This is a genomic window from Rickettsia endosymbiont of Villa modesta (assembly GCF_964026485.1).
Lineage (GTDB): Bacteria > Pseudomonadota > Alphaproteobacteria > Rickettsiales > Rickettsiaceae > Rickettsia > Rickettsia asembonensis.
The window spans coordinates 452,636-477,076 of the sequence record NZ_OZ032157.1; the positions used below are offsets into that span (position 1 = coordinate 452,636).

Consider the following 24,441-nt stretch of genomic DNA (forward strand, 5'->3'; position numbering starts at 1 on the left):
CTTTAAAATAAGAGAAATTAATGAACGATAATATAGCACTATTTATATTTGATTTTGACGGGACATTGGTTAAAGGACATTCGCATAATTATATCGGGGAGAAGCTAGGCAGCTTAATAGCACGTAATATACAAAATCGCCGTTTTAGTTCATATGACGAACGTGATAAAGAAAAAGCTAGGCTTGAGCAAAAATTTTCTATAGAGCTGATGGAGGTATTCCTAGAAGTAATAAATTAGGTTGGAAAAATGAAGAGCAAATAGCACGCCTTTTTAAGAATATTATGGAAGTGTTGAGAGATAAGAAATTAAGTAGAGAATTATAGGAAGGATATTTTTTTGGAAGAAATAGTGTTTAAAATTAAGATAATTTTTGTTCAGTATATATACTTCTTCAACATGAAGAGTTATTAAAATGATTAGGCACAATGGTTTGAAAATTGTCATTTACCAATGAAGAAATTTTATTTTTATATTTTTCAATATTTTCAAAAAATATTCGTATAGAATCAGTAAATGTCTCAAAATTCGCATAAAATTTATTGTTACTTACAACAGAATGCATAAATTTCCACAGTCGTTCAATTGGATTCAAATTAGGACTATATGCTGGCAAAAATAGTAACTCTATTTTACCGTATTGTAGATATTCTTTTACCTTTTTTGACCTATGATATCCAGCATTATCGCATATCAAATAAATCTTACTTTTATCTTGATTATTTGCTTCTAATTTCTTTAAAAATTCAATAATATAATCACCATTAACCTTAGGATTGTCAGTTGTTACTACCTCTAAATCCTTAAGATTAATAGCACCAATAATATGTTTACGCTTCCAACCACTGAAACTTGGTAATGTTTTAACTACATTCTTTCTAATCCAACCAAATCTTGCTCGAGTTTGGTATTGAGGATGAACACTATCCATAAAATAAATAGACTCATCTTTAGCTAAATTATTTTTTAGCAAACTATATTGCAGCTTAAATTCCTCTTGCTTAGCTAAATCTATTTTTCCAGGAATTAACTTAGGTTTCTGATAACTAAAACCAAGTCTGTGTAACAGCTTGATTACCCCAGCTAATGTATAGATTACTCCATATTGACGTTCTATGAACAAACCTATATCTCTAGCATACACATAATTATTATTTTCTAGATGAACTATTAACTCTGCTTCCTCCTGTCTAGTAAGTTTACTATCACTACCGCCATTTCCAGGCTTAAGCTTCTGAGCATTATGATAATCTATTAAATGTTTTCTTATCCCTCCCCATCACTCAGTAATAACACTTTCGATATCTCATCAATACTATAGCTATCATCATACATGAAAACAGCTTTGATTCTATCACAAATCCTCTTATCCCTTTCGCTTCTATGGTAAAGCTTTAATTCTTCTTTTTCTACTGATGTTAATTTTCTATAAATCCATTCTTACTTAATAACACTTGCTGACTTCTTTGACAATTTTTCATTTACTAGAGGTATACGTTCTTATATACTTCTTTAACTTGAAAAGTTGGAAAATGAATATTTAGATGAGCGAATAATCAATGTTCTTATGGATAATTAATATCTAATACTACCAATTTTTCAGGTAAAAGAAGTATATATACAAAATTAGTAAAAATCAGTGGAGATTTTGTTATTATCTATGCGTTATCCATTATAATATTAGCTAGCCGTTAAAACGGTTAAGCGTTTCAAATTAAAACATATAGCATTCATAAATTCCGAGAATTGATTTTTGGCAATACCAATATATCTGACACGTTTATTATCTTGTGAGAATACTCTTTCAAAAGGTGCTCTAATTTTTGTATAATATCTATCAAGGTCAAAATTTTTATCTTTCATGTTATTTTTCTTTACAGCACAAAGATGCACTTCTTGCCTAGTTGCTGTATCTTTGGTAGACTTTGTACAATATGCTTTATCTACATATGCAGCACCGGAGCGTGGCATAACGTGTTTAAAACCTTTGCTATCAGTAACATTTGCAGAGGTAACTGCAACCTTATTAATAATCCCTGATTGGATATCAACGCTAACATGTTTTTTATAACCATACCAAAACTTATTACCTCCTTTACAACCAATTTTAGCTTGTTTATCATTCGCAACTTTGGGCAAAGTCTCATTATTTAGCTTGTCATATTTTTGCTTCCTCAACTCATCACGTTCTGTCCAAAGACTAGCTTTTGAGATCAAATGAGAGGCATCTACAAAGGTAAATACCTCGCTCATATAACCTTGCTTTCGTAGTTGTTCTCTAAAGTTTGCAAATATTTTTGATAGTAAGTTAGTACCTATTTTCTTACGTATTTTACTAAACACACTATAATCTGGAGTCGTCTCTGTAAGAGCAAAATCACAAAACCATTTGCCGGCATTACTATCAGCCAAATAACGTTCTAATTCTCGATCAGATAAGTCTTCCATAAATTGTAGAAGTAAACATTTAAATAACCTCAATGCTCCATAGCCTTTATAATTAGCTTCAGTTTCTATCGCTAATAACTCTCTTGCAACTGCTTTGAAATTAAATTAACTTTTAAATTTACGATATTGATGTTCCGGGCTAACTAATTCATCTAAACTGACCATTGTTATTTGATGCTCTGACATTTTTTACTTTCTTATTTTTTTATCACATTATAACCTTTTACTCTTCATAGCTCAACACTCCCATAAAGTAATCATAAATACCTATCTATATAATTTAAGATAAGTATAGCAAAGATAAGTCATCATACTAAGAGAGGAACGTTATTGCATGGATACCCAAGTCGTCATTACGAGCGACTGAAGGCGTTGTTGCATGGACCTGTAAAACCTACTCGATGTCTCATTCCAGCGTGGATCGGTAAAACCCACTGTGTCACCCCGTGGCTTGACCACGGGGTCCATAAAAACAATAAAAAATACTAATAATTTTAGTATTTTTAACTGGATCCCATGGTCAAGCCACGGGATGACAGAGGTGAAATTGATCCACGCAACAAGGCTTTCTCGCAATGACGATTGATTTTTGAACTACTTTAAATTAGACCAAATGCGGTTTTTTGCAATATAGAAAAAGATAGTAAACACTACCAAAAACATCATAACTTTAAGACCCATAGATTTACGATGTTCCATTTCCGGCTCAGCTGCCCATTGTAGAAATACTGCAACATCATGCGACATCTGCTCTACGCTTGCGTTAGTACCGTCCATATAGGTTACCTGCCCGTCTGTAAGAGGCGGCGGCATTGCTATTTGCTCACCTGGGAAATACGGATTATAATGAGCCCCTTGCATTAACTTAAAATCTGCCGGCGGTTCGGTATAACCGGTAAGCAACGAATATATATAATTAGCTCCATCATGACGTGCTTTTATTATCAATGATAAATCAGGAGGATGTGCTCCGTTATTAGCTGCTCTTGCTGCTTGTTCATTAGGGTAAGGAGGTACAAAACGATCGGATGGAAGAGCGGGACGGTCAAACATCTCACCGTCATCATTTGGACCGTCTTTTACCGTATAGCCTTTGGCAATCTCTTTTATCTCATCATCCGAAAAACCGATATCTTTAAGGTTTCGATAATATAAATTGTTTAAACCGTGGCAAACGCTACAAACTTCTTTATAAACCTGAAAACCTCTTTGTGCTGCTTCACGATTAACTGTGCCAAATACGCCGTCAAACGACCATTTCATCTTTTTTGGGTGTAATGCTTCTTCACCTGCTAAGCATACACTAGAAGTTATTAATATGATGATAGAGATAATTAGTTTTGTTTTCATAAAATTTTTATATCTTCGTGACGATGTCAGTCCTACAAAGCATTGTTGCGTGGTTTTATGTCATTCCCGCGTAGGCGGGAATCCAGCATAAAGCGAGATAAATCGAGCTTTTAATTTTAAAAATTTGCTGTATTTATACTTTTTTCTGGATCCCCGCCTACGCGGGGATGACAAAAGAGCATTTACCGGTCCACGCAACAATACCATGCGGGAATGACATAGAACTACCTGCTCACAATGACGATTAGCATGACAGTATTACAACTCCTCCGGTAGCGGTAGTGGCTTCTCATATTTACCTATCAACGGCAAAGCTACTAAGAAATGGAAAAAGTAATAACAAGCAGCAAAGCGGCTAATTGTAATATACGGCTCTTCTGCCGGCTGCCCGCCTAAATAACCAAGCAATAAACAATCTGCCATAAATATCCAAAAAGCAATTCTATATATCGGTCTATAATTGCTACTTCTGACTTTTGAAGTATCAAGCCACGGTAGTAAGAATAACACGAATATACTTCCGAACATTAATAACACTCCACCGAGTTTAGACGGTACGGCTCTAAGGATTGCATAAAACGGTAGAAAATACCATTCAGGTACGATATGAGCAGGCGTAACTAAAGGATTTGCCGGAACGTAATTATCGGGATGTCCTAAATAATTAGGTTCGTAAAAAATAAAATAAGCGAATATTATGAAATAAACTCCGAAACCGACAAAATCCTTTACGGTATAATAAGGGTGGAAAGGAATAGTATCTTTAGGACTTTTAACGTCGATACCTTTCGGATTATTTGAACCATGCTGATGTAAGGCTACTAAATGCAGCATCACAAGAGCAACAATAATAAACGGCAATAAATAATGCAGTGAAAAGAATCTATTTAATGTTGGGTTATCAACGGAAAAACCACCCCAAAGCCAAGTAACTATGGATTCTCCTATTAATGGAATAGCCGAGAATAAATTAGTAATTACCGTAGCACCCCAGTAGCTCATCTGCCCCCAAGGAAGCACATAACCCATAAAGGCAGTAGCCATCATAGTTAGAAAAATGATAATACCGATATGCCAAAGCAGTTCTCTCGGTGCTTTATAAGAGCCGTAATACAAACCTCTTGCTATGTGTAAGTATACGGCAGCAAAAAACATCGATGCACCTACCGCATGAGTATAACGCAGTAACCAGCCGTAATTAACATTACGCATGATTCTCTCAACACTATCGAAAGCATGATCTACATGCGGGGTATAGTGCATAGCAAGCACCACACCGGTAATTATCTGAATTACTAGTGCAATACCGGCAATAGAGCCTAAATTCCATAAATAGCTAAGATTTTTTGGAGTCTGATAATGGCTAAAATGCTTTAGGAAAGAGAAAATGGGTAGGCGATAATCTATCCATTCGACAATGGCATTAGGCTTTTTAGGGGTAATATCTTCATTCATAACTAACTACCCGATTCTAATTTTTTTGTCGCTAATAAAACTATAAGGCGGCACTGCTAAATTTAAAGGAGCAGGACCTCTTCTAACCCTACCTGAAGAATCATATTGTGAGCCATGGCACGGACAGAACCATCCATCATACTCACCTTGATTAGCAAGCGGCACACAACCTAAATGAGTACAAATCCCTATCGTCACCAACCAATTATCATGACCTGCTTTCACACGTGCTTCATCAGTCTCAGGATCAATAAGCTCCGACATCTTTACGGCTCTTGCTTCAGCTATTTTATCAGGAGTACGGTTTGTGATAAAAACCGGTTTACCTTGCCATTTAACCGTAACTGTTTGCCCTACCGCAATATTTGATAGATCAACCTCAATTGATGATAAAGCAAGCACGTCTGCGGAAGGGTTTAAGGAATCAACGAGAGGCCAAAGCGTACACACAGCCCCGACTGCTGCAACACTACTAGCCGTTAGAACCATAAAATCACGACGTGTAGTTTGTTTGTTTTTATTATCTTCAGTATCCGACATATAATATTAAAGTGACATAAATTAACGATTATTATTACTACCGCTTTGGGTATTATTAAGATTATTTGGATTTTCTAGTTCTTCATAAGGGTTTATTATAGGAGGTTCAGCATCTGCAGCACTATCTGCTTGTTTTGGCGTAAGCTTATTTATTTCATCTTCTAACACTTTTGCTCCTGTTCCTTCTTCATGCTTATATTCTCCGGGATTACTTAAGCAATTCCAAAAACTAACTAAATGATTCCAATTAGGACCGAGTTTTGTAGTACAATTTTGAGCAACTGCTTTAGTTGTATCTAATATCTCGACTGTAGTTTCAGTAAAATAATCTATAAACCCAATTTTTTTTAAGCCCAATACTGTATAATATAAAGTAATTAAGGAAGCAACTGCTATAATTAAATACCATTTAATTATAATAGACCACAGAAAAAATCCCATAGGATTTGCTGCAATTAACCTTCGTAAAGCCTGCCACATATATTTTTCTCAAAAAAATTTATTAATAATATTCATCTTTATTTTATATCACTACATCAATAAAAATAAAGCAAAATCACGTAATATTGTAAATATTTTTTATTAAATAAGAGCCTAAGAAGAATGAAAACGGTAAAAATATTAAATTAATTCCTATCATAATAAAAATTAATTGTAAGTTATTACCTTGTAATATTAACCCTATCATTATAATATTTGGGATTAATAACGGCATAATAAGCATGCCAATAAAATTAGCATTCTTCTTAAAATAACATTGCACGCTACCCGATAAAACTACTAAACTACTCGATAAAACTAACATCATCCATACACTAATAAAGAAAAACATTACCTCAAACAAAGTTTGGTCGAAAAAAATATAGATAATAGGCAAGGTTAAAATCATCCCTATAGTACTACTGATAAATATAGCAAAAAATTTAGCTAATATGATTTTTTCATGACTAACAATTGATAATAATAACTCTAAGCTTCCGTCTTCTAAATCAGTTTTGAATATTATTGAAGAAAAACCTATTAGTGAGATTAATAAACAAATTACTGAAAAAATTAAGCCGAATTTGGTGATATCTTTCTGACTATTAATTAAAACAGTACTAATTAAGCAAAACAAAAAAAATATAACTAAATATTTAATCATATTATTAATACGATTCTGCACTATAAATTCACGCTTGACTAGTAAAAACAGATTACTCATGATTATTGAATAGGTTATAAATTAAGTACATTACTCCAGAAACAGTTAAACCTATTCCTATTTCAACAATAACTATAGCGATATGCTGGGCAAGTAACTTATCATTTATAAAATTTGTTAGTGAATAATAATTTAAATAATTATCGTTAAAAAATAGTGATATCATTCCTACGATTGCATATATTGCTACACCTAAAACAGCAATAGAAATTAGCATGTTAGGAGGAAAATATCTGCTTAATTTTCGATTGCCGTGAACTAAATCATAAGCAATAAGGCTAGATGCAAATATAACACCTGCTTGAAACCCACCACCCGGCGAAGACTCACCGTTAAGCTGAATATATATACTATATAAAATTATATAAGGTATTATAAAACTAGTGATATATTTTATTATCGGATAAACTTTGAGTTTTGTCATGCCGTGGCTTGACCACGGCATCCAGTCTTTTTTAATTTTTTTCTGGATACCGTGGTCAAGCCACGGTATGACATCCTCCTTTGAAAACACCAACAACACAGCAATTCCTGCAATTAAAATTACGCTAGTTTCACCTAAAGTATCATATCCACGATAGCTTGCAAGAATAGCCGCAACAAAAGAAGGTACACCTATATCTCTAGAGGTATTTTCGAGATAATATTTACTTGAATACATATGAATAGGAGCATTATCATCACCGTAATTCGGTAATTCTAACCCCATATAAGCAAGAGTTACTACAAACAATAAACATATTAAACTTGCGGGAATAATATTAGTTCTCTCAATATTCTTTAAATAAGGAGGTAATTTACGTAACAAATTCAAATATACACATGTTGATAAGCAAGCCCCAAGTGCTGCCTCGGTCATTGCGACATCAGGAGCATCCATAATAAGATAAGATACACCGATTAATAAGCTAAATATTGACGCAGCAATAACTGCATTTAGTAAATCTTTAGCAAAAATTATTTTTATGGATATTAAAATCAATAAAAAAGCAATTAAGTTAAGTAGGTAATTGCCGAGATCAAAAATTAAAGTTGTTTTCATTAGTTTTATAAGGGGTTAACTGTATAGTCTAATGTCATTCCCGCGGAAGCGGGAATCCAGTCTTTTTTAATTTTTTTCTGGATTCCTGCTTTCTAAAGGATGACATTGAAAGCAAAGATGCTTTACCGAGTGCATGGGTTGCTACTGGATTTAATAGGAAAATCAATAAAGCCGCTAAAATTAATTTACCGGAGTTAACAATATCTGCTTCAATGCACGCAAAACCTATTAAGCAAACAGGCACTCCAAAACTCTCAATAACACTTGCTGCATGTAATTTAGTATAAAAATCAGGAAATCTAAAAAAACCGATTATCCCTGAAAATATAGCAAATAATCCAATAATTACTAATAATATTCCGATATAGTATAGTGTCATTTTTGTTATTTCTTTGTTATGTTATCGTTGTCATCCCGTGGCTTGACCACGGGATCCAAAAAAATTAAAAAAGACTGGATCCCGCGATCAAGTCGCGGGATGACAACAGAAAATCAATCCACACAACCTACAGCTGCTCGCAATGACGCTTTACTCACCCTGAGCCAAGCTATACCCTGCAACCCCGTCAAACTCAAATAAATTCTCTACTTTGATAAAATCAATATTTGCTTTGCCTAAAGCTTCAAGCAACCTTGTTATATCTAAATGCTTTATTTCCGTGCCGTCTTTATTCATAAAACGACAACACCAATGATCGGAAACGGTTTCAAACCTTGTATCACGAGGCCATAATTTTAGCCCTTTTGACGAGATTGTTTTTAACTCAACATTACCAAGATCAAGCTTATTAATTTTATCTGCTATATCGTGAGCGGAAGATACATTCATATTCACAAATATATCCGTACCGACCAATTTCTTAACCTCTTTAGTATCAATTTTATAGTCTATATTACTTTCTTGTTTCTCGGCAATCAACGGATAATCTGCTTTAGGTAGCTTTATCGGTATCTGCCCTAATCTTTTCGTTACTTCTTCAGCAAATTCTTTTGTACCGACTTTTTTACTAGAATTCTGCTCATTATATATATCGGCTGTATGAACTCCATCCTCTATAGTTTTCTTCCAAGCATTTTCGATTAAACTAGCAATATCACCCTGCCCTATATGTACTAGCATCATTATTGCAGCATTTAAAAGCCCTGACGGATTAGCGATATCTTTACCCGCAATATCGGGAGCACTTCCATGTACCGCTTCAAACATCGCATAATGCTGCCCGATATTTGCAGAACCGGCAAGCCCCACAGATCCTGAAATTTCAGCAGCTACGTCGGATATGATATCACCGTATAGATTAGAAGTCACGATAACGTCAAATATTTCCGGTTTGGTAGCAAGCCTTGCAGTCCCGATATCTATAATATAATGCTCATTATTAATTTGCGAATATTCTTTTGCAATCTCATTAAATACTTTATGAAAAACCCCATCGGAAAATTTCATAATATTATCTTTGCTTAAGCACGTAACTTTTTTGCGGTTATTTTTTACCGCATATTCAAAAGCATATCTAATAATTTTTTCACAACCAGTATGACTTATCAACTTCATTGATTCATACATATTATGCGTTTGGCGGTATTCTATGCCTGCATATAAATCTTCCTCATTCTCACGTATGATAGTGAGGTTCAGATGCGTATGTAATGTCCTAGTAAAAGGATGAAATGAAATAGAAGGACGAATATTAGCAAAAAGCTGTAATGTTTTACGAATCGTGACGTTCAAACTTTTATATCCTCCACCTTGCGGAGTAGTAATCGGGGCTTTAAGTATAATGCCGGTACGTTGTATCGATTCCCAACTTTCTTCACTTATGCCTGAAGTATAATGCTTCTTGTAAAGCTTTTCACCTACTTCAATAGTTTCTAAACGAATACGAGCCTCAGCTTTACGTAATATATAAAGCACTGCCTCCATTATTTTAGGACCTATACCGTCCCCATATGCAATTGTAATCGGTGTAAATTCTACCATATTAAATACTCTTGTTAAATAATAGCGTTGTTATGTCCTATGTCATTCCCGCCTACGCGGGAATGACATATACTCCTGGTAAATGAAGAGCTGGTATACGAAGCTCAATTTGGAAAAGAGCAAGGAGTCTGTAAGCCGAGGAGCGGAGCGTATAATAATACGTGAGCATCCGAGGTCTTACAAAGACGACGTAGCCAATTTTTCAAATTCAGCGAGTATATACAACACAATTAATAGTTAATCGTTACTTCTTTTAATCTCTCATTCAACATAAAAGTCACTTCGGAAGTTATATTCAAATTATTTTTAGCATATAAGACTTGAGCACTTGGAATTACCAAATTAAGGTTATATTTCTCGGCAAGTTCACTAATTATTGTGATAGTTGTTTCATGGACTCTACTCATAGCCTCAGCGTGTGCTTGTTCAAGCTTTGTTTTCTTAATCTGGATTTCTTTTCTAACGTGGCTAACTTTTGCATTAAATTCGTTTACTTTATGCTCAAATTCGGTTTCACTTAAATTAGAACGCTCATTTAACAATTTCTCTTCCAACGGTTTAAATTCTGCTTCTTTTGCAGCAATATCCTCTTGGATTCTATGGTTAAGCTTTTCGATTTTATTACGCAAATCTTTTATAGCAATCGAACCTTCCAATATAGATTGTACATCAGCAACAGCTACTCTAACTTTGAAATTATCTTCTTTAATCGGCATATTTTGTGCTTTTGCTATTACTGAGAAATTTATGAATATACATAAACATAATATTCGGTATATCATCTTTGGTCCTATAATCTAGACTTAAGTGTTACATTTAAAGATGTCACTTCCGTATACTTATGTCATTCCAGCAACGGCGGGAATCCAGCATAAAGCAAGATAAATCAAGCTTTTAATTTCAAAAATTTGCTGTATTTATACCTTTTTTCTGGATCCCCGCCTACGCGGGAATGACATCGAGTAATTTTTTCGGTCCACGCGGGAATAACATTGGAGCAACACCTCTATTAATCCAAGAATAAATAACATCAAGTAATTTGTCTATCATTAAAAACTTGCACTGTTACCTAACGTTGGCACATTCCCCTCTCCCCATGGGTGTATACTCCTCGCTATTCAAATAATAATCATAAGAACAAGGGTCAAATGGAATAGTTTCTCTTAAATCTTTTTCGCTAAGAAAAAATTCAGTATCAGTATCTTTAAAATCAACATAAATTTCATGTTGTTCATTAAATTTATATAAAAAATTACAAGCTTGATGAATATGCTCTTTTCCTTTGTTCTCAACCAAAACTGCTGTAATACCATAGTCTTTTGCAGCATCGGTATGCTTTGTATCATCATCCATAAAAAACACGTTTTTTTTATTAGTTATTTCGGTATTATTCATTATTTCTCTAATATAAGGTACTTTATTACGAAGTTGTATCTCTTCATAACTATCAGCAGGTAAGCCTGTTTTTATATATATATTTTTTACCTTTTCTTCACCTCGTAATTGTTCCAATGCATATTTTACTGCGTGAGGATAAGCATTAAACGATGCTATTGCTATTTTATGACCGGATAAGATAAAGGGAGTGTTGAGCTATGAAGAGTAAAAGGTTATAATGTGATAAAAAAATAAGAAAGTAAAAAATGTCAGAGCATCAAATAACAATGGTCAGTTTAGATGAATTAGTTAGCCCGGAACATCAATATCGTAAATTTAAAAGTTAATTTAATTTCAAAGTAGTTGAAAGAGAGTTATTAGCGATAGAAACTGAAGCTAATTATAAAGGCTATGGAGCATTGAGGTTATTTAAATGTTTACTTCTACAATTTATGGAAGACTTATCTGATCGAGAATTAGAACGTTATTTCGCTGATAGTAATGCCGGCAAATGGTTTTGTGATTTTGCTCTTACAGAGACGACTCCAGATTATAGTGTGTTTAGTAAAATACGTAAGAAAATAGGTACTAACTTACTATCAAAAATATTTGCAAACTTTAGAGAACAACTACGAAAGCAAGGTTATATGAGCGAGGTATTTACCTTTGTAGATGCCTCTCATTTGATCTCAAAAGCTAGTCTTTGGACAGAACGTGATGAGTTGAGGAAGCAAAAATATGACAAGCTAAATAATGAGACTTTGCCCAAAGTTGCGAATGATAAACAAGCTAAAATTGGTTGTAAAGGAGGTAATAAGTTTTGGTATGGTTATAAAAAACATGTTAGCGTTGATATCCAATCAGGGATTATTAATAAGGTTGCAGTTACCTCTGCAAATGTTACTGATAGCAAAGGTTTTAAACACGTTATGCCACGCTCCGGTGCTGCATATGTAGATAAAGCATATTGTACAAAGTCTACCAAAGATACAGCAACTAGGCAAGAAGTGCATCTTTGTGCTGTAAAGAAAAATAACATGAAAGATAAAAATTTTGACCTTGATAGATATTATACAAAAATTAGAGCACCTTTTGAAAGAGTATTCTCACAAGATAATAAACGTGTCAGATATATTGGTATTGCCAAAAATCAATTCTCGGAATTTATGAATGCTATATGTTTTAATTTGAAACGCTTAACCGTTTTAACGGCTAGCTAATATTATAATGGATAACGCATAGATAATAACAAAATCTCCACTGATTTTTACTAATTTTGTATATATACTTCTTTTACCTGAAAAATTGGTAGTATTAGATATTAATTATCCATAAGAACATTGATTATTCGCTCATCTAAATATTCATTTTCCAACTTTTCAAGTTAAAGAAGTATATAGCTAAAATAGGGATGAGTAGTTATGGATGGTTTATGGGGTTTAAGTTGCATATAGTAATTAACAATAAGGGAGCGATTATGGCGATCAAAATTACCAAAGCAAATAATAGTGATTTATCGGTAGCAGACGATATAACTGATGGATTACAAGGTAAACTCTTTGGTGATAAGGGATATATTTCTAAGGAATTATTTACTAAATTATTAGGTCGTGGATTACGCTTATTTACAGGAATTAGAAAAGATATGAAGAATCATTTATTGGAAATGGAAGATAAAATACAGCTTAGAAAAAGGTCGTTGGTTGAGTCAGTATTTAATGTCCTAAAAAATAATATGAATCTTGAACACTCAAGGCATCGATCACCTACTAATTTTTTAGTTCATATTCTAGCTTGTGTTAATGCTTTTAATATTACTAAAACTAATATTTTAAACTCTTTTTTCGATAATCTTAAACTCTTCTTATCCTAAACTGGCGTTTATATACAAACCGTGATGATATATTGAATAAAAAAATGATTTTTACGTGCAGGATGAAAAGGGTGAAAATAGTAATATTGTTTAATGTTAATCTCTTCTGATACCCAATAAATGCAAAGTCATAAGCAGCAATTGTAACTCTCCTAAGAATCGTGCATAAGGATCAGATATCTTTATCATGGGAATTACTCTCACGAGATTTTCCCTATGCTTAAAGGTATTTCACCACATTGTCAGGGTAGCTCTTTTTCGTACCCTTAGGTTCATCTAGTGACATGGATGGTTTCCTGCCTAGCGGAAATAACTCTTTGATATAACCTCGTGTCACACGCTATTATATGGCTTTTCGGTTATTTAGGTATATGTTAAATATTTATGAATATCATATAAAAGTAATAAAAAACAAAAAATTTCCTTTCATATATCCTTTAGTGTTTTATAATGGCATACAAAATAGAGTTAATTTTATTCTGCACTTTGACCCAACTTGGTCAAAATGATATAATAGAAATAGAGAAAATACTTAAATCACAATTAATATAGCCAAAAATTTAATCAAAGCCTGTGCAAGAACTGACTTAATAGCTAACCTCAACCGGATTAAAGAAGGAAGAGGGTGAGAAACTTAAATAAATTACTTATACATGTATTTATTATCATTTATATTAGGAGGATTAAATGCATTACTCCGTCAATTACGTTTATCAATTAGCTCTATAGAGTTTTATAAAGACGTATATAAAAACTATCAAGGGTACGGAATAAGATATTTATTTACCTTATCTTTTATCCCCTCAATAATTTATTGTATTTTTATATTAAATTACATAATAACTTTAAAAGATTATTTTAACGGAATACAATCATCAAAAGTTACAGACAATATTGAATATATTATCAATCAATTACCGGAAATTAAATATAATAATTCAAAAATTTCAGTTGAAGAAGTAGAGCCTATATATTTATATAGCAAGAATAACAATAAAATAGTTGTCATTGATACAAAAAATCAAGTTTCTAACAAAGAAAAAAGCAAAATACCGTTTGTACTTGAAGAGAATAAGCTGAAGATAAATTTAATTGTAGCCAATACTAAGAAAAATTTCCCAAGTACTGTTAACTATTCTGAGATATTCAAACAAAATGAAGTAATTTTAACTCCTGAAATAATAAAAAAATATTTTGCTGATAATTTATTATATGCACCAAATTTATTTATTTATTTCGGTATGCCGGCTATTATATTATTTTGGTTTGTAACATTCTTATTAGAGAGAAGTCTTATAGTTTTGTTAGTATATAGCTTAGCTAATTTACTTACTACTAAAACTTCAATACAAACTTCTATGAGGTTAGTAATGTTTTCAAGCGGAGTCCCGATAATATTACAACCGGTTATTATTATATTAATACCGGAATTAAGCATATTATTACAGCTACTACAAATGTTTACAACTTGTTTAGTATTTGTCGCTATTTGGCAAATTAACAAGAGCCTGTCGAGTTATATATAAGGAAGAATTCATTTAAAGTTATTTATGATATTCTGACCATCTTTTCCACTTCTACTTGACTCTACACAATTAAAGAAAGCATGACGAGCTTGAATTTCATTTGAAAAAAATCCAGCTTCAGCAATTTTTATATACTGTGTTCCTGTATATTGTGCATCTTTATTTATCGTGCTACAAAATTGTTGAGCAAGGTTTGTAGCGTCTTGTAAATCATTTAAAGAGTAATTTATAACTACGCTTGCCGGCGTGAAACTTATTACTGTTGGATGATAGCGAGGAGATTCAGGGGTTATTATACATGAAGTTAATTCAAAACAAAAAATTAAATATAATAAAACCTTTAATTTTTCTAAAATATAGATGTTTTTAGTCATAATTATAATAGTTTATATTAACAAGCTAATTTTTTATTAAATAATATAATTATATACTTGACTAAATTACTTGGGTATTGTAGATATAAAACAATTTTAAGTTTTAATAGGTTGGTTATATGATGCTGACGACGAAAGGAAGATATGCCGTAATGGCAATACTTGAAATGGCTGCAAAATCAAGTGCTGAACCGGTCACTTTGAATGAAATTTCCGTAAAACAAAATATATCGCTTAACTATTTAGAGCAGATATTTTCTAAACTTAAAAAAGCTGATCTAGTTAAGGCTATTAGAGGCTCGAAAGGTGGATATGTTTTAATAGGTAACCTAGAAGAAATAAAAATTTCCGATATTATGGATGCTGTTAACGAAAATTTTATAATGACTACCTGCTATAAGAAATCGGTTAAAACTTGTGTACCTGATACAATAAAATGTAATTCGCATAAATTATGGAAAGGTCTTGGTAAGCATATTAGAGATTATTTTGAAAATATCTCAATTAAAGATGCTTTAGAGCTAAGTATTATTTAAATATATGATATATTTAGACCACAGTGCTACTACTTCTATCAATCCTAGAGTTAAGGAATTCATAATAAGTTTGATGGACGAGGAGCTTAACCCTTCATCAATACATAGATCAGGTGTATTTGCTAGGAATGTTATAGAAGAAGCACGTTTTCAATTAGCTGCAGCTCTTGAGGCGTCCTCTAGGGAATATAATATTACTTTTACTTCATCCGGAACGGAGAGTAATAATTTAATAATGAAAAATTTTTATGACGGTGATATTTTCATATCGGCTATTGAACATTTATCGATCTATAACCATATAAAGCATGCTCCAAATATTAAAGTTATAAAAGTTGATAATCAAGGTTTGCTTGATCTAGAGCATCTAGAAGAATTATTGTCACAAAGTAGTGCTACAAAAAAATTAGTATCTATAATGATGGCTAATAATGAAAGTGGGGTACTGCAAAATATATTTGAAATAAGTAAAATAGCTAAAAAATATAATGCAAAATTTCATAGTGATTTAGTGCAAGCTTTTAGTAAAATACCAACATATATCAAAGATTTAGGATTAGATTTTGCTACAATCTCAGGACATAAAATAGGAGGTGGGCAGGGGGGAGCTGCTTTAATTTCTACTTCTCGCTTTCAGCTTACTCCGATAATTATAGGTGGTGGGCAAGAAAAAAATGTGCGTTCAGGTACGGAGAATGTTATAGCAATTGCAGGTTTTGGTTTAGCGGCTGAATTAATGAGAAAAAATATAATAGAGAATTATATAAAAATCAAAAATTTACAGGAAATATTAGAGAAAAAACTAAAGAAGTATTCTAACGTAAATATTATTAGCGATAATGTAGCAAGGTTGCCTAATACTACCTTAATTACTATACCGAATACGGATGCACAAGTGAAATTAATAGGGTTTGATTTACGTAATATTTGCATAAGTTCCGGCTCTGCTTGCTCATCAGGAAAAATATCTAAATCGCATGTATTAACCAATATGGGTATGAGTGAAAAAGAGGCCAAATCTTCGATTAGGGTATCTTTAAGCCATACTAATACGGTAAGTGATATAGAGGCTTTTATAAAAGCTTTTGAGGAAATTTACAATGTCATTCCCGCCTCCGCGGGAATGACATCGATAACCGTTTAAGCTATACCAAAGACATGAATTAATTTAACCATATGAACCAACAATTAAACAATTTAACCTTGCCTATATATATGGATTATCAGGCAACAACGCCACTAGATCCAAGAGTAATGGAGGCAATGTTGCCATATTTTACTACCAAGTTCGGGAATCCTCATTCACGTAGCCATTCTTTCGGCTGGGAAGCAGAAAACGCCGTTGAAGAGGCAAGGAGTAGAGTAGCAAAGTTAATAGGGGCAGATACTAAAGAAATTATTTTTACCTCCGGTGCAACCGAATCCAATAACCTTGCAATAAAGGGAATAGCAAAATTTTACGGCAATAAAAAGAATCACATTATTACTATAGTCAGTGAACATAAATGCGTACTTGACGCTTGCAGGCACTTAGAGCAAGAAGGTATAAAAATCACATACTTACCGATTAAATCAAATGGAATAATCGATTTAGAAACTCTAAAAAATGCCATTACTGATCAGACTATGTTAGTTTCAGTTATGGCGGTTAATAATGAAATAGGTGTTGTTCAGCCTTTAAAGGAAATAGGAAAAATTTGCCGTGAAAGAGATGTTTTCTTTCATTCCGATATTGCTCAAGGTTTTGGTAAAATTCCAATTGATGTTAACGAGTTTAATATTGATCTTGCCAGTATCTCAGGGCATAAAATTTACGGTCCGAAAGGAATAGGGGCCTTATATGTAAGGAAAAAACCTCGTGTGCGTGTTACGCCACTCATAAACGGTGGCGGACAGGAGAGAGGTATGCGTTCGGGTACGCTACCAGCTCCTTTAATCGTAGGGCTTGGCATGGCTGCTGAAATAGCGTATAGTGAGATGGAAAAAGATACTAAGCATGTAAATTACTTATTCGACAGATTTTTAAATAATATACATAGTCGAATTTCGGAAGTTTATTTAAACGGTGATAAAGATCAAAGATATAAAGGCAATCTAAATCTAAGCTTTGCCGGAGTAGAGGGAGAATCAATTATCCTTGCCATTAAAGATTTGGCGGTTTCTTCCGGTTCTGCTTGTACTTCTGCCTCTTTAGAGCCGTCATATGTTTTACGTTCCATGGGAATAGGTGAAGAGCTTGCCCATACTTCGATTAGGTTCGGCATAGGTAGATTTACTACCAAGCAGGAAGTTGATTACGCAGTAGATTTAATATGTTCAAAAATCGATAAATTAAGGGAATTAAGTCCTCTTTGGGAAATGATGCAAGAGGGGATTGATTTAAAGAAGATTAAATGGACTGTACATTGAGAATATTAATGTCATCCCGTGGTCCCATGAACCGTATGTCATTCCCGCGAAAGCGGGAATCCAGTATAAAGCGAGATAAATTGAGCTTTTAATTTTGAAAACTTACTGTGTTTATACTTTTTTTTTGGATTCCCGCTTTCGCGGGAATGACATAACACTATGGGGAATGACAAAATTGAAAATAAATTTTAGAGAATAACAATGGCTTATAGCAAAAAAGTGATAGATCATTATGAAAATCCTCGTAATGTCGGGTCGCTTAATAAAGAAAGTGAAAATGTCGGGACGGGACTAGTTGGCGCTCCTGCTTGCGGTGACGTGATGAAGTTACAAATCGAAGTTGATGATGACGGGGTTATTACAGATGCTAAATTTAAAACATTCGGCTGCGGTTCAGCTATTGCTTCAAGTTCTTTAGTAACGGAATGGGTTAAAGGCAGATCAATAAACGATGCCGAAGAGATTAAAAATACTGAAATAGCAAAAGAATTATCGCTCCCGCCGGTAAAATTACATTGCTCACTACTTGCTGAAGATGCAATAAAAGCAGCTATTGCCGATTACAAACAGAAAAAAGAAAGCAAAAAAGACTCTTAAAACATGAAAAATGTTATTTCATTAACCGACTCTGCTGCAAAGCAAGTAAAATTGCTAATAGAAAAACGAGCTAAGCCTACTTTTGGCATTAGGGTAGGGGTTAAAGCCGGCGGTTGTGCCGGTCAGACTTATTACGTTGCATATGCCGACAGTAAAAATCAATTCGATGAAGTAGTAGAAGAAAAGGGCGTACGGATACTAATCGACCCAAAAGCATTAATGTATATTCTAGGTTCTGAAATGGACTATGTAGAGACTAAATTCAAATCCCAATTCACTTTCACCAATCCTAACGAAAAAGCTAATTGCGGCTGCGGCAAATCTTTTAACGTGTAATAATGTTAATCCCACTTGGTTATAATATAAAATATAATTTGTATGACTCAAACATATATATTAAAACCAGTTATTTTACAACCATATACGGAAATACAGCAAAATTCACAAAGCTTCAGACAGGATGAATTTAAGAGTAAGTCTGCGGAGCGTACAATAGTACGTGAGTATATACCTCTAGTAAATGAAAAATTGTCAAAGAAGTCAGCAAGTGTTATTAAGTAAGAATGGATTTATAGAAAATTAACATCAGTAGAAAAAGAAGAATTAAAGCTTTACCATAGAAGCGAAAGGGATAAGAGGATTTGTGATAGAATCAAAGCTGTTTTCATGTATGATGATAGCTATAGTATTGATGAGATATCGAAAGTGTTATTACTGAGTGATGAAGGGATAAGAAAACATTTAATAGATTATCATAATGCTCAGAAGCTTAAGCCTGGAAATGGCGGTAGTGATAGTAAACTTACTAGACAGGAGGAAGCAGAGTTAATAGTTCATCTAGAAAATAATAATTATGTGTATGCTAGAGATATAGGTTTGTTCATAGAACGTCAATATGGAGTAATCTATACATTAGCTGGGGTAATCAAGCTGTTACACAGACTTGGTTTTAGTTATCAGAAACCTAAGTTAATTCCTGGAAAAATAGATTTAGCTAAGCAAGAGGAATTTGAGCTGCAATATAGTTTGCTAAAAAATAATTTAGCTAAAGATGAGTCTATTTATTTTATGGATAGTGTTCATCCTCAATACCAAACTCGAGCAAGATTTGGTTGGATTAGAAAGAATGTAGTTAAAACATTACCAAGTTTCAGTGGTTGGAAGCGTAAACATATTATTGGTGCTATTAATCTTAAGGATTTAGAGGTAGTAACAACTGACAATCCTAAGGTTAATGGTGATTATATTATTGAATTTTTAAAGAAATTAGAAGCAAATAATCAAGATAAAAGTAAGATTTATTTGATATGCGATAATGCTGGATATCATAGGTCAAAAAAGGTAAAAGAATATCTACAATACAGTAAAATAGAGTTACTATTTTTGCCAGCATATAGTCCTAATTTGAATCCAATTGAACGACTGTGGGAATTTATGCATTCTGTTGTAAGTAACAATAAATTTTATGCGAATTTTGAGACATTTACTGATTCTATACGAATATTTTTTGAAAATATTGAAAAATATAAAAATAAAATTTCTTCATTGGTAAATGACAATTTTCAAACCATTGTGCCTAATCATTTTAACAACTCTTCATGTTGAAGAAGTATACTGAACAAAAATTATCTTAATTTTAAACACTATTTCTTCCAAAAAAATATCCTTCCTATAATTCTCTACTTAATTTCTTATCTCTCAACACTTCCATTATCTTTTTTATCAAAAGGAACAACATACCATGGATACTCACCTTCTTTAATGTATCCTTTAATAAGAGCAATTGTTCTATAACATTCTTCTTTTAAAAATGTATCATTAGTATACTTCTTTTACCTGAAGAATTGGTAGTATTAGATATTAATTATCCATAAGAACATTGATTATTCGCTCATCTAAATATTCATTTTCCAACTTTTCAAGTTAAAGAAGTATATCTGTTAAAGCTAACTTTTCAAGTTCCGTTATTACCTTATTTAAATAGCTCCGCCAATCACTAGTTAATAATTCTAGCAATTGCTTAAAAAAACTAAAACTAATTTTCATAATTTAAGTATAGGCTGCGGGTGCTCACCTCTCAAAATAAAATGAGGGTTCTTGAAATCATTTGAGTATAAATCAGAAGTTATGAGAGAGTGTCTAAAAATTCTGTAGTTCTTCTAAATTACTTATATTACTTAACTTATATGGATAATTAATTTTTCGGAGCATATTTGTTAATACGCTTCCGGCACCTATTTCTACTATATGAGTTATATCTAAGGTATTAAATAGTTCTAAAGTTTCACGCCATCTAACTCGTCCGCATATTTGAAGAATTAAATTTTGTTTGATTTCTGTAGGATTTAGAGTAGGTTTTGCGGTATAATTTTGGATTACTGGTATCAAAGGCTTATTAATTACAATTTTATCAAGAGCTACTCGCATTTTTTCTTCTGCCGGCTTCATTAAGCTACAATGAAATGGAGCACTGACTTTCAGTTTTATCGCTTTATAGCCTAAATCTTTAATTATGCTAATAGCATGATCTATAGCTGTGGTCTTGCCGCTAATAACTATTTGTCCTTCGATGTTATCATTGGCAATTTGGCATAAATTTATTTTGTTTATATCTTCTAATATTTCTTCAAGTTTTTGAAGTGGAATATTGATACACGCTGCCATGCTTCCCTCACCTTCGGGACATGCTTCTTGCATAGATGTACTACGTATATGCAGTAGTTTTGCTGCTGTCTCAAGACTAATACTTTCAGTGCTACATAAAGCACTATATTCACCTAGCGAATGACCGGCAGCATAATTGCACAGACTATCCAAACTTTTACCGGTTTCAGCTTTGATAATATTTATTATTGCCATAGATACTGCCATTAATGCCGGCTGTGCGTTGGTAGTTAGGGTTAGTTCCTCGGAAGTGCCGTTAAAAATTATGTCGGTAAGTTTTCGATTTAGTGCTTCATCAACGATTTGAAAAGTTTCTTTGGCGGGTTTAAAATTATCATAAAAATCTTTTCCCATGCCGATCAATTGCGACCCTTGACCGGGGAAGATAAAAGCTGTTTTCATATTTGGTATTATCGATTGAGTTTATTAATTAAGTTTATTAAAATTTTCTAAAATAGTCAAATTATTTTAAGCATTTTAAAACTGTTTTTCAATTGCTACGCTACATATAATTTTTACAAAAGTATTAATTTTTCTTAGCTCTATAACTTGATTACTTCCAACTAGTACTATAAAGGGAGTGTTGAGCTATGAAGAGTAAAAGGTTATAATGTGATAAAAAAATAAGAAAGTAAAAAATGTCAGAGCATCAAATAACAATGGTCAGTTTAGATGAATTAGTTAGCCCGGAACATCAATATCGTAAATTTAAAAGTTAATTTAATTTCAAAGCAGTTGCAAGAGAGTTATTAGCGATAGAAACTGAAGCTAATTATAAAGGCTATGGAGCATTGAGGTTATTTAAATGTTTACTTCTACAATTTATGGAAGACTTATCTGATCGAGAATTAGAACGTTATTTGGCTGATAGTAATGCCGGCAAATGGTTTTGTGATTTTGCTCTTACAGAGACGACTCCAGATTATAGTGTGTTTAGTAAAATACGTAAGAAAATAGGTACTAACTTACTATCAAAAATATTTGCAAACTTTAGAGAACAACTACGAAAGCAAGGTTATATGAGCGAGGTATTTACCTTTGTAGATGCCTCTCATTTGATCTCAAAAGCTAGTCTTTGGACAGAACGTGATGAGTTGAGGAAGCAAAAATATGACAAGCTAAATAATGAGACTTTGCCCAAAGTTGCGAATGATAAACAAGCTAAAATTGGTTGTAAAGGAGGTAATAAGTTTTGGTATGGTTATAAAAAACATGTTAGCGTTGATATCCAATCAGGGATTATTAATAAGGTTGCAGTTACCTCTGCAAATGTTACTGATAGCAAAGGTTTTAAACACGTTATGCCACGCTCCGGTGCTGCATATGTAGATAAAGCATATTGTACAAAGTCTACCAAAGATACAGCAACTAGGCAAGAAGTGCATCTTTGTGCTGTAAAGAAAAATAACATGAAAGATAAAAATTTTGACCTTGATAGATATTATACAAAAATTAGAGCACCTTTTGAAAGAGTATTCTCACAAGATAATAAACGTGTCAGATATATTGGTATTGCCAAAAATCAATTCTCGGAATTTATGAATGCTATATGTTTTAATTTGAAACGCTTAACCGTTTTAACGGCTAGCTAATATTATAATGGATAACGCATAGATAATAACAAAATCTCCACTGATTTTTACTAATTTTGTATATATACTTCTTTTACCTGAAAAATTGGTAGTATTAGATATTAATTATCCATAAGAACATTGATTATTCGCTCATCTAAATATTCATTTTCCAACTTTTCAAGTTAAAGAAGTATACTGAACAAAAATTATCTTAATTTTAAACACTATTTCTTCCAAAAAAATATCCTTCCTATAATTCGCTACTTAATTTCTTATCTCTCAACACTTCCATTATGCTAACTTACAAGAAATAAAAGAATTAAAGAATTAAGAGAGTTAGTAGAAAATGGTAAAGTTAAATTATCATCTCATGATAAAACAGAAACACTTGAGCTTATAGCTCAATATGAGCAAACCTATCCAGACTTAATGAAATTAATGGGTGAAGAAGATGATATTATATAATCTTAAATAGTTAAAGTTTTTAATAAAATTTAAAAAGGTAAGGTATGAAAAGACATTTTACATGTAAATCTAATTTTCTTGTTAAATAAAGGAAATAAGGCGATAATTTGTATTCTCTAACCTAAATTTGAAAGGCGGAAACCTTGATTACTCCTTGGCTTTCCCGGAAGTTAAACTATAAGAATTGGCTAACTGTCCAGACGTTGGCGGGAGCATGGTACGTTATGCGAACCTTTAACGAGTTTAGATTAGCCTTAGAAATGTCCACAGAACTTAGGCTACGCTTAAGTTTTGTTATGTCTACTTTGAAAACTATTAATTTTAAAATATGGTTTATTACCCATATACATATATGGACATTTATTATAAAACAAACTATTATTAAATTAATAATTATAGGTTAAAAATGTCTTGCTCTTTTGAATGGGATGAAGAAAAAATAAAATTAATATAAGGAAGCATAACGTAAGTTTTTATGAAGCCCAAGAAGCTTTTCTAGATATGAATAGGATAATTTTAGAAGATATAGACCATAGTATTCTCGAGAAAAGATATTTTTGTTTAGGTCAAGTTGATGGTAATATTTTAACAGTCCGTTTTATGTTTCGAGGTAATTATATAAGAATTTTTGGAGCAGGATACTGGCGTAAAGGTAAGGGAATTTATGAGCAAGAGAATAAAATACACTGATGGGGAAATAGGGGAAGTAAAAATAGTAAAAGATTTCTTACCACATCCTAGAGAACTGTTGTTAAAAGATGATTCCGTAAAAGTAACCATTTCTTTAAGTAAAGAGAGCGTAGAATTCTTTAAATCAGAAGCAGCAACTGCACATGTTCCTTATCAAAAAATGATTAGGATGTTACTAGATAAATATACTAAGCATTATAAAGAAAATAAAAGAGCATAGAGCTGGCGGAGAGAGAGGGATTCGAACCCTCGATACGGTATGACCCGTATAACGGTTTAGCAAACCGCCGCCTTCGGCCACTCGGCCATCTCTCCGGTTATGGCTTAACTTTATATC

General features: G+C 32.7%; 28 protein-coding genes, 1 tRNA gene and 2 pseudogenes. 16 read left to right on the forward strand and 15 right to left on the reverse strand.

The genetic code is table 11. The features are described 5' to 3' along the window. Positions 1-20 precede the first annotated feature (20 nt). Positions 21-239, forward strand: coding sequence for an HAD family hydrolase (locus AC5584_RS02480; RefSeq protein ID WP_499216739.1), 219 nt, complete (start codon positions 21-23; stop codon positions 237-239). Positions 240-393: 154 nt separating this feature from the next. Here the strand turns inward: AC5584_RS02480 and AC5584_RS02485 are convergent, their stop codons facing one another. Both AC5584_RS02485 and AC5584_RS02490 read right to left on the reverse strand, forming a co-directional pair. Further along, entirely contained in the window at positions 394-1,269 is an 876-nt protein-coding gene (locus AC5584_RS02485) for an IS630 family transposase (RefSeq protein ID WP_499216919.1), read from the reverse strand. Between the two features lie 410 nt (positions 1,270-1,679). Further along, positions 1,680-2,516 (reverse strand): transposase, encoded by an 837-nt coding sequence (locus tag AC5584_RS02490; protein ID WP_499216920.1) that lies wholly within the window; start codon positions 2,514-2,516, stop codon positions 1,680-1,682. Between the two features lie 367 nt (positions 2,517-2,883). Here AC5584_RS02490 and AC5584_RS02495 point away from each other — a divergent pair, with 367 nt between their 5' ends. Next, a complete protein-coding gene (locus tag AC5584_RS02495) occupies positions 2,884-3,033 on the forward strand; it encodes a hypothetical protein (RefSeq protein ID WP_499216740.1) in 150 nt (49 codons plus the stop codon). 8 nt (positions 3,034-3,041) lie between these two features. On the opposite strand, the gene AC5584_RS02500 is transcribed toward AC5584_RS02495, so the two are convergent. The 7 genes from AC5584_RS02500 to AC5584_RS02530 all read right to left on the reverse strand — a co-directional run bounded on the left by AC5584_RS02500 (position 3,042) and on the right by AC5584_RS02530 (position 8,417). Continuing rightward, positions 3,042-3,797 (reverse strand): cytochrome c1, encoded by a 756-nt coding sequence (locus tag AC5584_RS02500; RefSeq protein ID WP_499162739.1) that lies wholly within the window; start codon positions 3,795-3,797, stop codon positions 3,042-3,044. Between the two features lie 258 nt (positions 3,798-4,055). After that, entirely contained in the window at positions 4,056-5,252 is a 1,197-nt protein-coding gene (locus AC5584_RS02505) for a cytochrome b (RefSeq protein ID WP_499162737.1), read from the reverse strand. Between the two features lie 6 nt (positions 5,253-5,258). Further along, on the reverse strand, positions 5,259-5,792 hold the full coding sequence (gene petA, locus AC5584_RS02510; RefSeq protein WP_410527676.1) for a ubiquinol-cytochrome c reductase iron-sulfur subunit: 534 nt from the start codon (positions 5,790-5,792) through the stop codon (positions 5,259-5,261). 21 nt (positions 5,793-5,813) lie between these two features. Next, positions 5,814-6,272, reverse strand: a complete 459-nt coding sequence (locus AC5584_RS02515; protein WP_410527677.1) for a DUF2670 domain-containing protein — start codon at positions 6,270-6,272, stop codon at positions 5,814-5,816. Between the two features lie 76 nt (positions 6,273-6,348). Beyond that, positions 6,349-6,996: a heme exporter protein CcmB gene (locus AC5584_RS02520; RefSeq protein WP_499216741.1), complete on the reverse strand. Its 648-nt coding sequence runs from the start codon at positions 6,994-6,996 to the stop codon at positions 6,349-6,351. Continuing rightward, the gene (locus AC5584_RS02525; RefSeq protein ID WP_499216742.1) at positions 6,989-8,038 is read right to left on the reverse strand and encodes a DUF4040 domain-containing protein; all 1,050 of its coding nucleotides are present in this window, start codon (positions 8,036-8,038) and stop codon (positions 6,989-6,991) included. The genes AC5584_RS02520 and AC5584_RS02525 overlap by 8 nt, the downstream gene beginning before the upstream one ends. A 34-nt stretch (positions 8,039-8,072) precedes the next feature. Next, complete coding sequence (locus tag AC5584_RS02530) at positions 8,073-8,417, reverse strand: Na+/H+ antiporter subunit G (RefSeq protein WP_041077822.1); 345 nt, start codon at positions 8,415-8,417, stop codon at positions 8,073-8,075. Between the two features lie 27 nt (positions 8,418-8,444). On the opposite strand from AC5584_RS02530, the gene AC5584_RS02535 reads away from it, so the two are divergent. Beyond that, positions 8,445-8,618, forward strand: a complete 174-nt coding sequence (locus AC5584_RS02535) for a palindromic element RPE4 domain-containing protein (protein WP_499216743.1) — start codon at positions 8,445-8,447, stop codon at positions 8,616-8,618. On the opposite strand, the gene AC5584_RS02540 is transcribed toward AC5584_RS02535, so the two are convergent. The 3 genes from AC5584_RS02540 to AC5584_RS02550 all read right to left on the reverse strand — a co-directional run bounded on the left by AC5584_RS02540 (position 8,568) and on the right by AC5584_RS02550 (position 11,531). Then, positions 8,568-10,019, reverse strand: coding sequence for an NADP-dependent isocitrate dehydrogenase (locus tag AC5584_RS02540; protein WP_499216744.1), 1,452 nt, complete (start codon positions 10,017-10,019; stop codon positions 8,568-8,570). The genes AC5584_RS02535 and AC5584_RS02540 overlap by 51 nt on opposite strands. A 230-nt stretch (positions 10,020-10,249) precedes the next feature. After that, positions 10,250-10,801, reverse strand: a complete 552-nt coding sequence (locus AC5584_RS02545) for an OmpH family outer membrane protein (RefSeq protein WP_218460728.1) — start codon at positions 10,799-10,801, stop codon at positions 10,250-10,252. A 283-nt stretch (positions 10,802-11,084) separates the two neighbouring features. Next, positions 11,085-11,531, reverse strand: coding sequence for a hypothetical protein (locus tag AC5584_RS02550; RefSeq protein WP_499216745.1), 447 nt, complete (start codon positions 11,529-11,531; stop codon positions 11,085-11,087). A gap of 248 nt (positions 11,532-11,779) precedes the next feature. On the opposite strand from AC5584_RS02550, the gene AC5584_RS02555 reads away from it, so the two are divergent. The 4 genes and pseudogenes from AC5584_RS02555 (at position 11,780) to AC5584_RS02570 (ending at position 14,795) form a co-directional block, all read left to right on the forward strand. Continuing rightward, entirely contained in the window at positions 11,780-12,616 is an 837-nt protein-coding gene (locus AC5584_RS02555; protein ID WP_499216921.1) for a transposase, read from the forward strand. Between the two features lie 179 nt (positions 12,617-12,795). Beyond that, positions 12,796-13,269: pseudogene (locus AC5584_RS02560) on the forward strand (IS982 family transposase); the annotation flags it as partial. Between the two features lie 341 nt (positions 13,270-13,610). Next, positions 13,611-13,724: pseudogene (locus tag AC5584_RS02565) on the forward strand (Rpn family recombination-promoting nuclease/putative transposase); the annotation flags it as partial. A 198-nt stretch (positions 13,725-13,922) separates the two neighbouring features. Beyond that, entirely contained in the window at positions 13,923-14,795 is an 873-nt protein-coding gene (locus tag AC5584_RS02570) for a DUF1189 family protein (RefSeq protein ID WP_499216746.1), read from the forward strand. An 8-nt stretch (positions 14,796-14,803) separates the two neighbouring features. On the opposite strand, the gene AC5584_RS02575 is transcribed toward AC5584_RS02570, so the two are convergent. Continuing rightward, on the reverse strand, positions 14,804-15,169 hold the full coding sequence (locus AC5584_RS02575; protein ID WP_499216747.1) for a hypothetical protein: 366 nt from the start codon (positions 15,167-15,169) through the stop codon (positions 14,804-14,806). Between the two features lie 119 nt (positions 15,170-15,288). Here AC5584_RS02575 and AC5584_RS02580 point away from each other — a divergent pair, with 119 nt between their 5' ends. From AC5584_RS02580 to AC5584_RS02605, 6 genes are all read left to right on the forward strand, one after another. Then, a complete protein-coding gene (locus AC5584_RS02580; protein WP_202068455.1) occupies positions 15,289-15,705 on the forward strand; it encodes a Fe-S cluster assembly transcription factor in 417 nt (138 codons plus the stop codon). Between the two features lie 4 nt (positions 15,706-15,709). After that, the gene (locus AC5584_RS02585; RefSeq protein ID WP_499216748.1) at positions 15,710-16,849 is read left to right on the forward strand and encodes a cysteine desulfurase family protein; all 1,140 of its coding nucleotides are present in this window, start codon (positions 15,710-15,712) and stop codon (positions 16,847-16,849) included. A 32-nt stretch (positions 16,850-16,881) separates the two neighbouring features. Continuing rightward, on the forward strand, positions 16,882-18,114 hold the full coding sequence (locus AC5584_RS02590) for an IscS subfamily cysteine desulfurase (RefSeq protein WP_499216749.1): 1,233 nt from the start codon (positions 16,882-16,884) through the stop codon (positions 18,112-18,114). A gap of 201 nt (positions 18,115-18,315) precedes the next feature. Then, entirely contained in the window at positions 18,316-18,711 is a 396-nt protein-coding gene (iscU, locus tag AC5584_RS02595; RefSeq protein ID WP_499216750.1) for a Fe-S cluster assembly scaffold IscU, read from the forward strand. Positions 18,712-18,714: 3 nt separating this feature from the next. Then, positions 18,715-19,047 (forward strand): iron-sulfur cluster assembly accessory protein, encoded by a 333-nt coding sequence (locus AC5584_RS02600; RefSeq protein WP_499216751.1) that lies wholly within the window; start codon positions 18,715-18,717, stop codon positions 19,045-19,047. 315 nt (positions 19,048-19,362) lie between these two features. Further along, positions 19,363-20,316, forward strand: a complete 954-nt coding sequence (locus tag AC5584_RS02605; protein ID WP_499216922.1) for an IS630 family transposase — start codon at positions 19,363-19,365, stop codon at positions 20,314-20,316. Between the two features lie 534 nt (positions 20,317-20,850). Here AC5584_RS02605 and fabD read toward each other — a convergent pair. Continuing rightward, positions 20,851-21,777 (reverse strand): ACP S-malonyltransferase, encoded by a 927-nt coding sequence (gene fabD, locus AC5584_RS02610; RefSeq protein ID WP_499216752.1) that lies wholly within the window; start codon positions 21,775-21,777, stop codon positions 20,851-20,853. Positions 21,778-22,130: 353 nt separating this feature from the next. On the opposite strand from fabD, the gene AC5584_RS02615 reads away from it, so the two are divergent. The 3 genes from AC5584_RS02615 to AC5584_RS02625 all read left to right on the forward strand — a co-directional run bounded on the left by AC5584_RS02615 (position 22,131) and on the right by AC5584_RS02625 (position 24,324). After that, entirely contained in the window at positions 22,131-22,967 is an 837-nt protein-coding gene (locus tag AC5584_RS02615; protein ID WP_499216920.1) for a transposase, read from the forward strand. 897 nt (positions 22,968-23,864) lie between these two features. After that, complete coding sequence (locus tag AC5584_RS02620; protein WP_499216923.1) at positions 23,865-24,104, forward strand: BrnT family toxin; 240 nt, start codon at positions 23,865-23,867, stop codon at positions 24,102-24,104. After that, complete coding sequence (locus tag AC5584_RS02625; RefSeq protein ID WP_045812941.1) at positions 24,079-24,324, forward strand: CopG family transcriptional regulator; 246 nt, start codon at positions 24,079-24,081, stop codon at positions 24,322-24,324. Before AC5584_RS02620 ends, AC5584_RS02625 begins: the two co-directional genes overlap by 26 nt. A gap of 3 nt (positions 24,325-24,327) precedes the next feature. Here the strand turns inward: AC5584_RS02625 and AC5584_RS02630 are convergent. After that, positions 24,328-24,419 (reverse strand) — tRNA-Ser (locus AC5584_RS02630). Positions 24,420-24,441: the final 22 nt, after the last annotated feature.

Coding starts and splice junctions, on each gene's coding strand:
- iscU (WP_499216750.1), top strand. CDS start 18,316: ATGGCTTATAGCAAAAAAGTGATAGATCATTATGAAAATCCTCGTAAT.
- AC5584_RS02600 (WP_499216751.1), top strand. CDS start 18,715: ATGAAAAATGTTATTTCATTAACCGACTCTGCTGCAAAGCAAGTAAAA.
- AC5584_RS02545 (WP_218460728.1), bottom strand. CDS start 10,801: ATGATATACCGAATATTATGTTTATGTATATTCATAAATTTCTCAGTA.
- AC5584_RS02500 (WP_499162739.1), bottom strand. CDS start 3,797: ATGAAAACAAAACTAATTATCTCTATCATCATATTAATAACTTCTAGT.
- fabD (WP_499216752.1), bottom strand. CDS start 21,777: ATGAAAACAGCTTTTATCTTCCCCGGTCAAGGGTCGCAATTGATCGGC.
- petA (WP_410527676.1), bottom strand. CDS start 5,792: ATGTCGGATACTGAAGATAATAAAAACAAACAAACTACACGTCGTGAT.
- AC5584_RS02575 (WP_499216747.1), bottom strand. CDS start 15,169: ATGACTAAAAACATCTATATTTTAGAAAAATTAAAGGTTTTATTATAT.
- AC5584_RS02530 (WP_041077822.1), bottom strand. CDS start 8,417: ATGACACTATACTATATCGGAATATTATTAGTAATTATTGGATTATTT.
- AC5584_RS02625 (WP_045812941.1), top strand. CDS start 24,079: ATGAGCAAGAGAATAAAATACACTGATGGGGAAATAGGGGAAGTAAAA.
- AC5584_RS02480 (WP_499216739.1), top strand. CDS start 21: ATGAACGATAATATAGCACTATTTATATTTGATTTTGACGGGACATTG.
- AC5584_RS02520 (WP_499216741.1), bottom strand. CDS start 6,996: ATGAGTAATCTGTTTTTACTAGTCAAGCGTGAATTTATAGTGCAGAAT.
- AC5584_RS02515 (WP_410527677.1), bottom strand. CDS start 6,272: ATGTGGCAGGCTTTACGAAGGTTAATTGCAGCAAATCCTATGGGATTT.
- AC5584_RS02590 (WP_499216749.1), top strand. CDS start 16,882: ATGAACCAACAATTAAACAATTTAACCTTGCCTATATATATGGATTAT.
- AC5584_RS02525 (WP_499216742.1), bottom strand. CDS start 8,038: ATGAAAACAACTTTAATTTTTGATCTCGGCAATTACCTACTTAACTTA.
- AC5584_RS02585 (WP_499216748.1), top strand. CDS start 15,710: ATGATATATTTAGACCACAGTGCTACTACTTCTATCAATCCTAGAGTT.
- AC5584_RS02505 (WP_499162737.1), bottom strand. CDS start 5,252: ATGAATGAAGATATTACCCCTAAAAAGCCTAATGCCATTGTCGAATGG.
- AC5584_RS02570 (WP_499216746.1), top strand. CDS start 13,923: ATGTATTTATTATCATTTATATTAGGAGGATTAAATGCATTACTCCGT.
- AC5584_RS02540 (WP_499216744.1), bottom strand. CDS start 10,019: ATGGTAGAATTTACACCGATTACAATTGCATATGGGGACGGTATAGGT.
- AC5584_RS02580 (WP_202068455.1), top strand. CDS start 15,289: ATGATGCTGACGACGAAAGGAAGATATGCCGTAATGGCAATACTTGAA.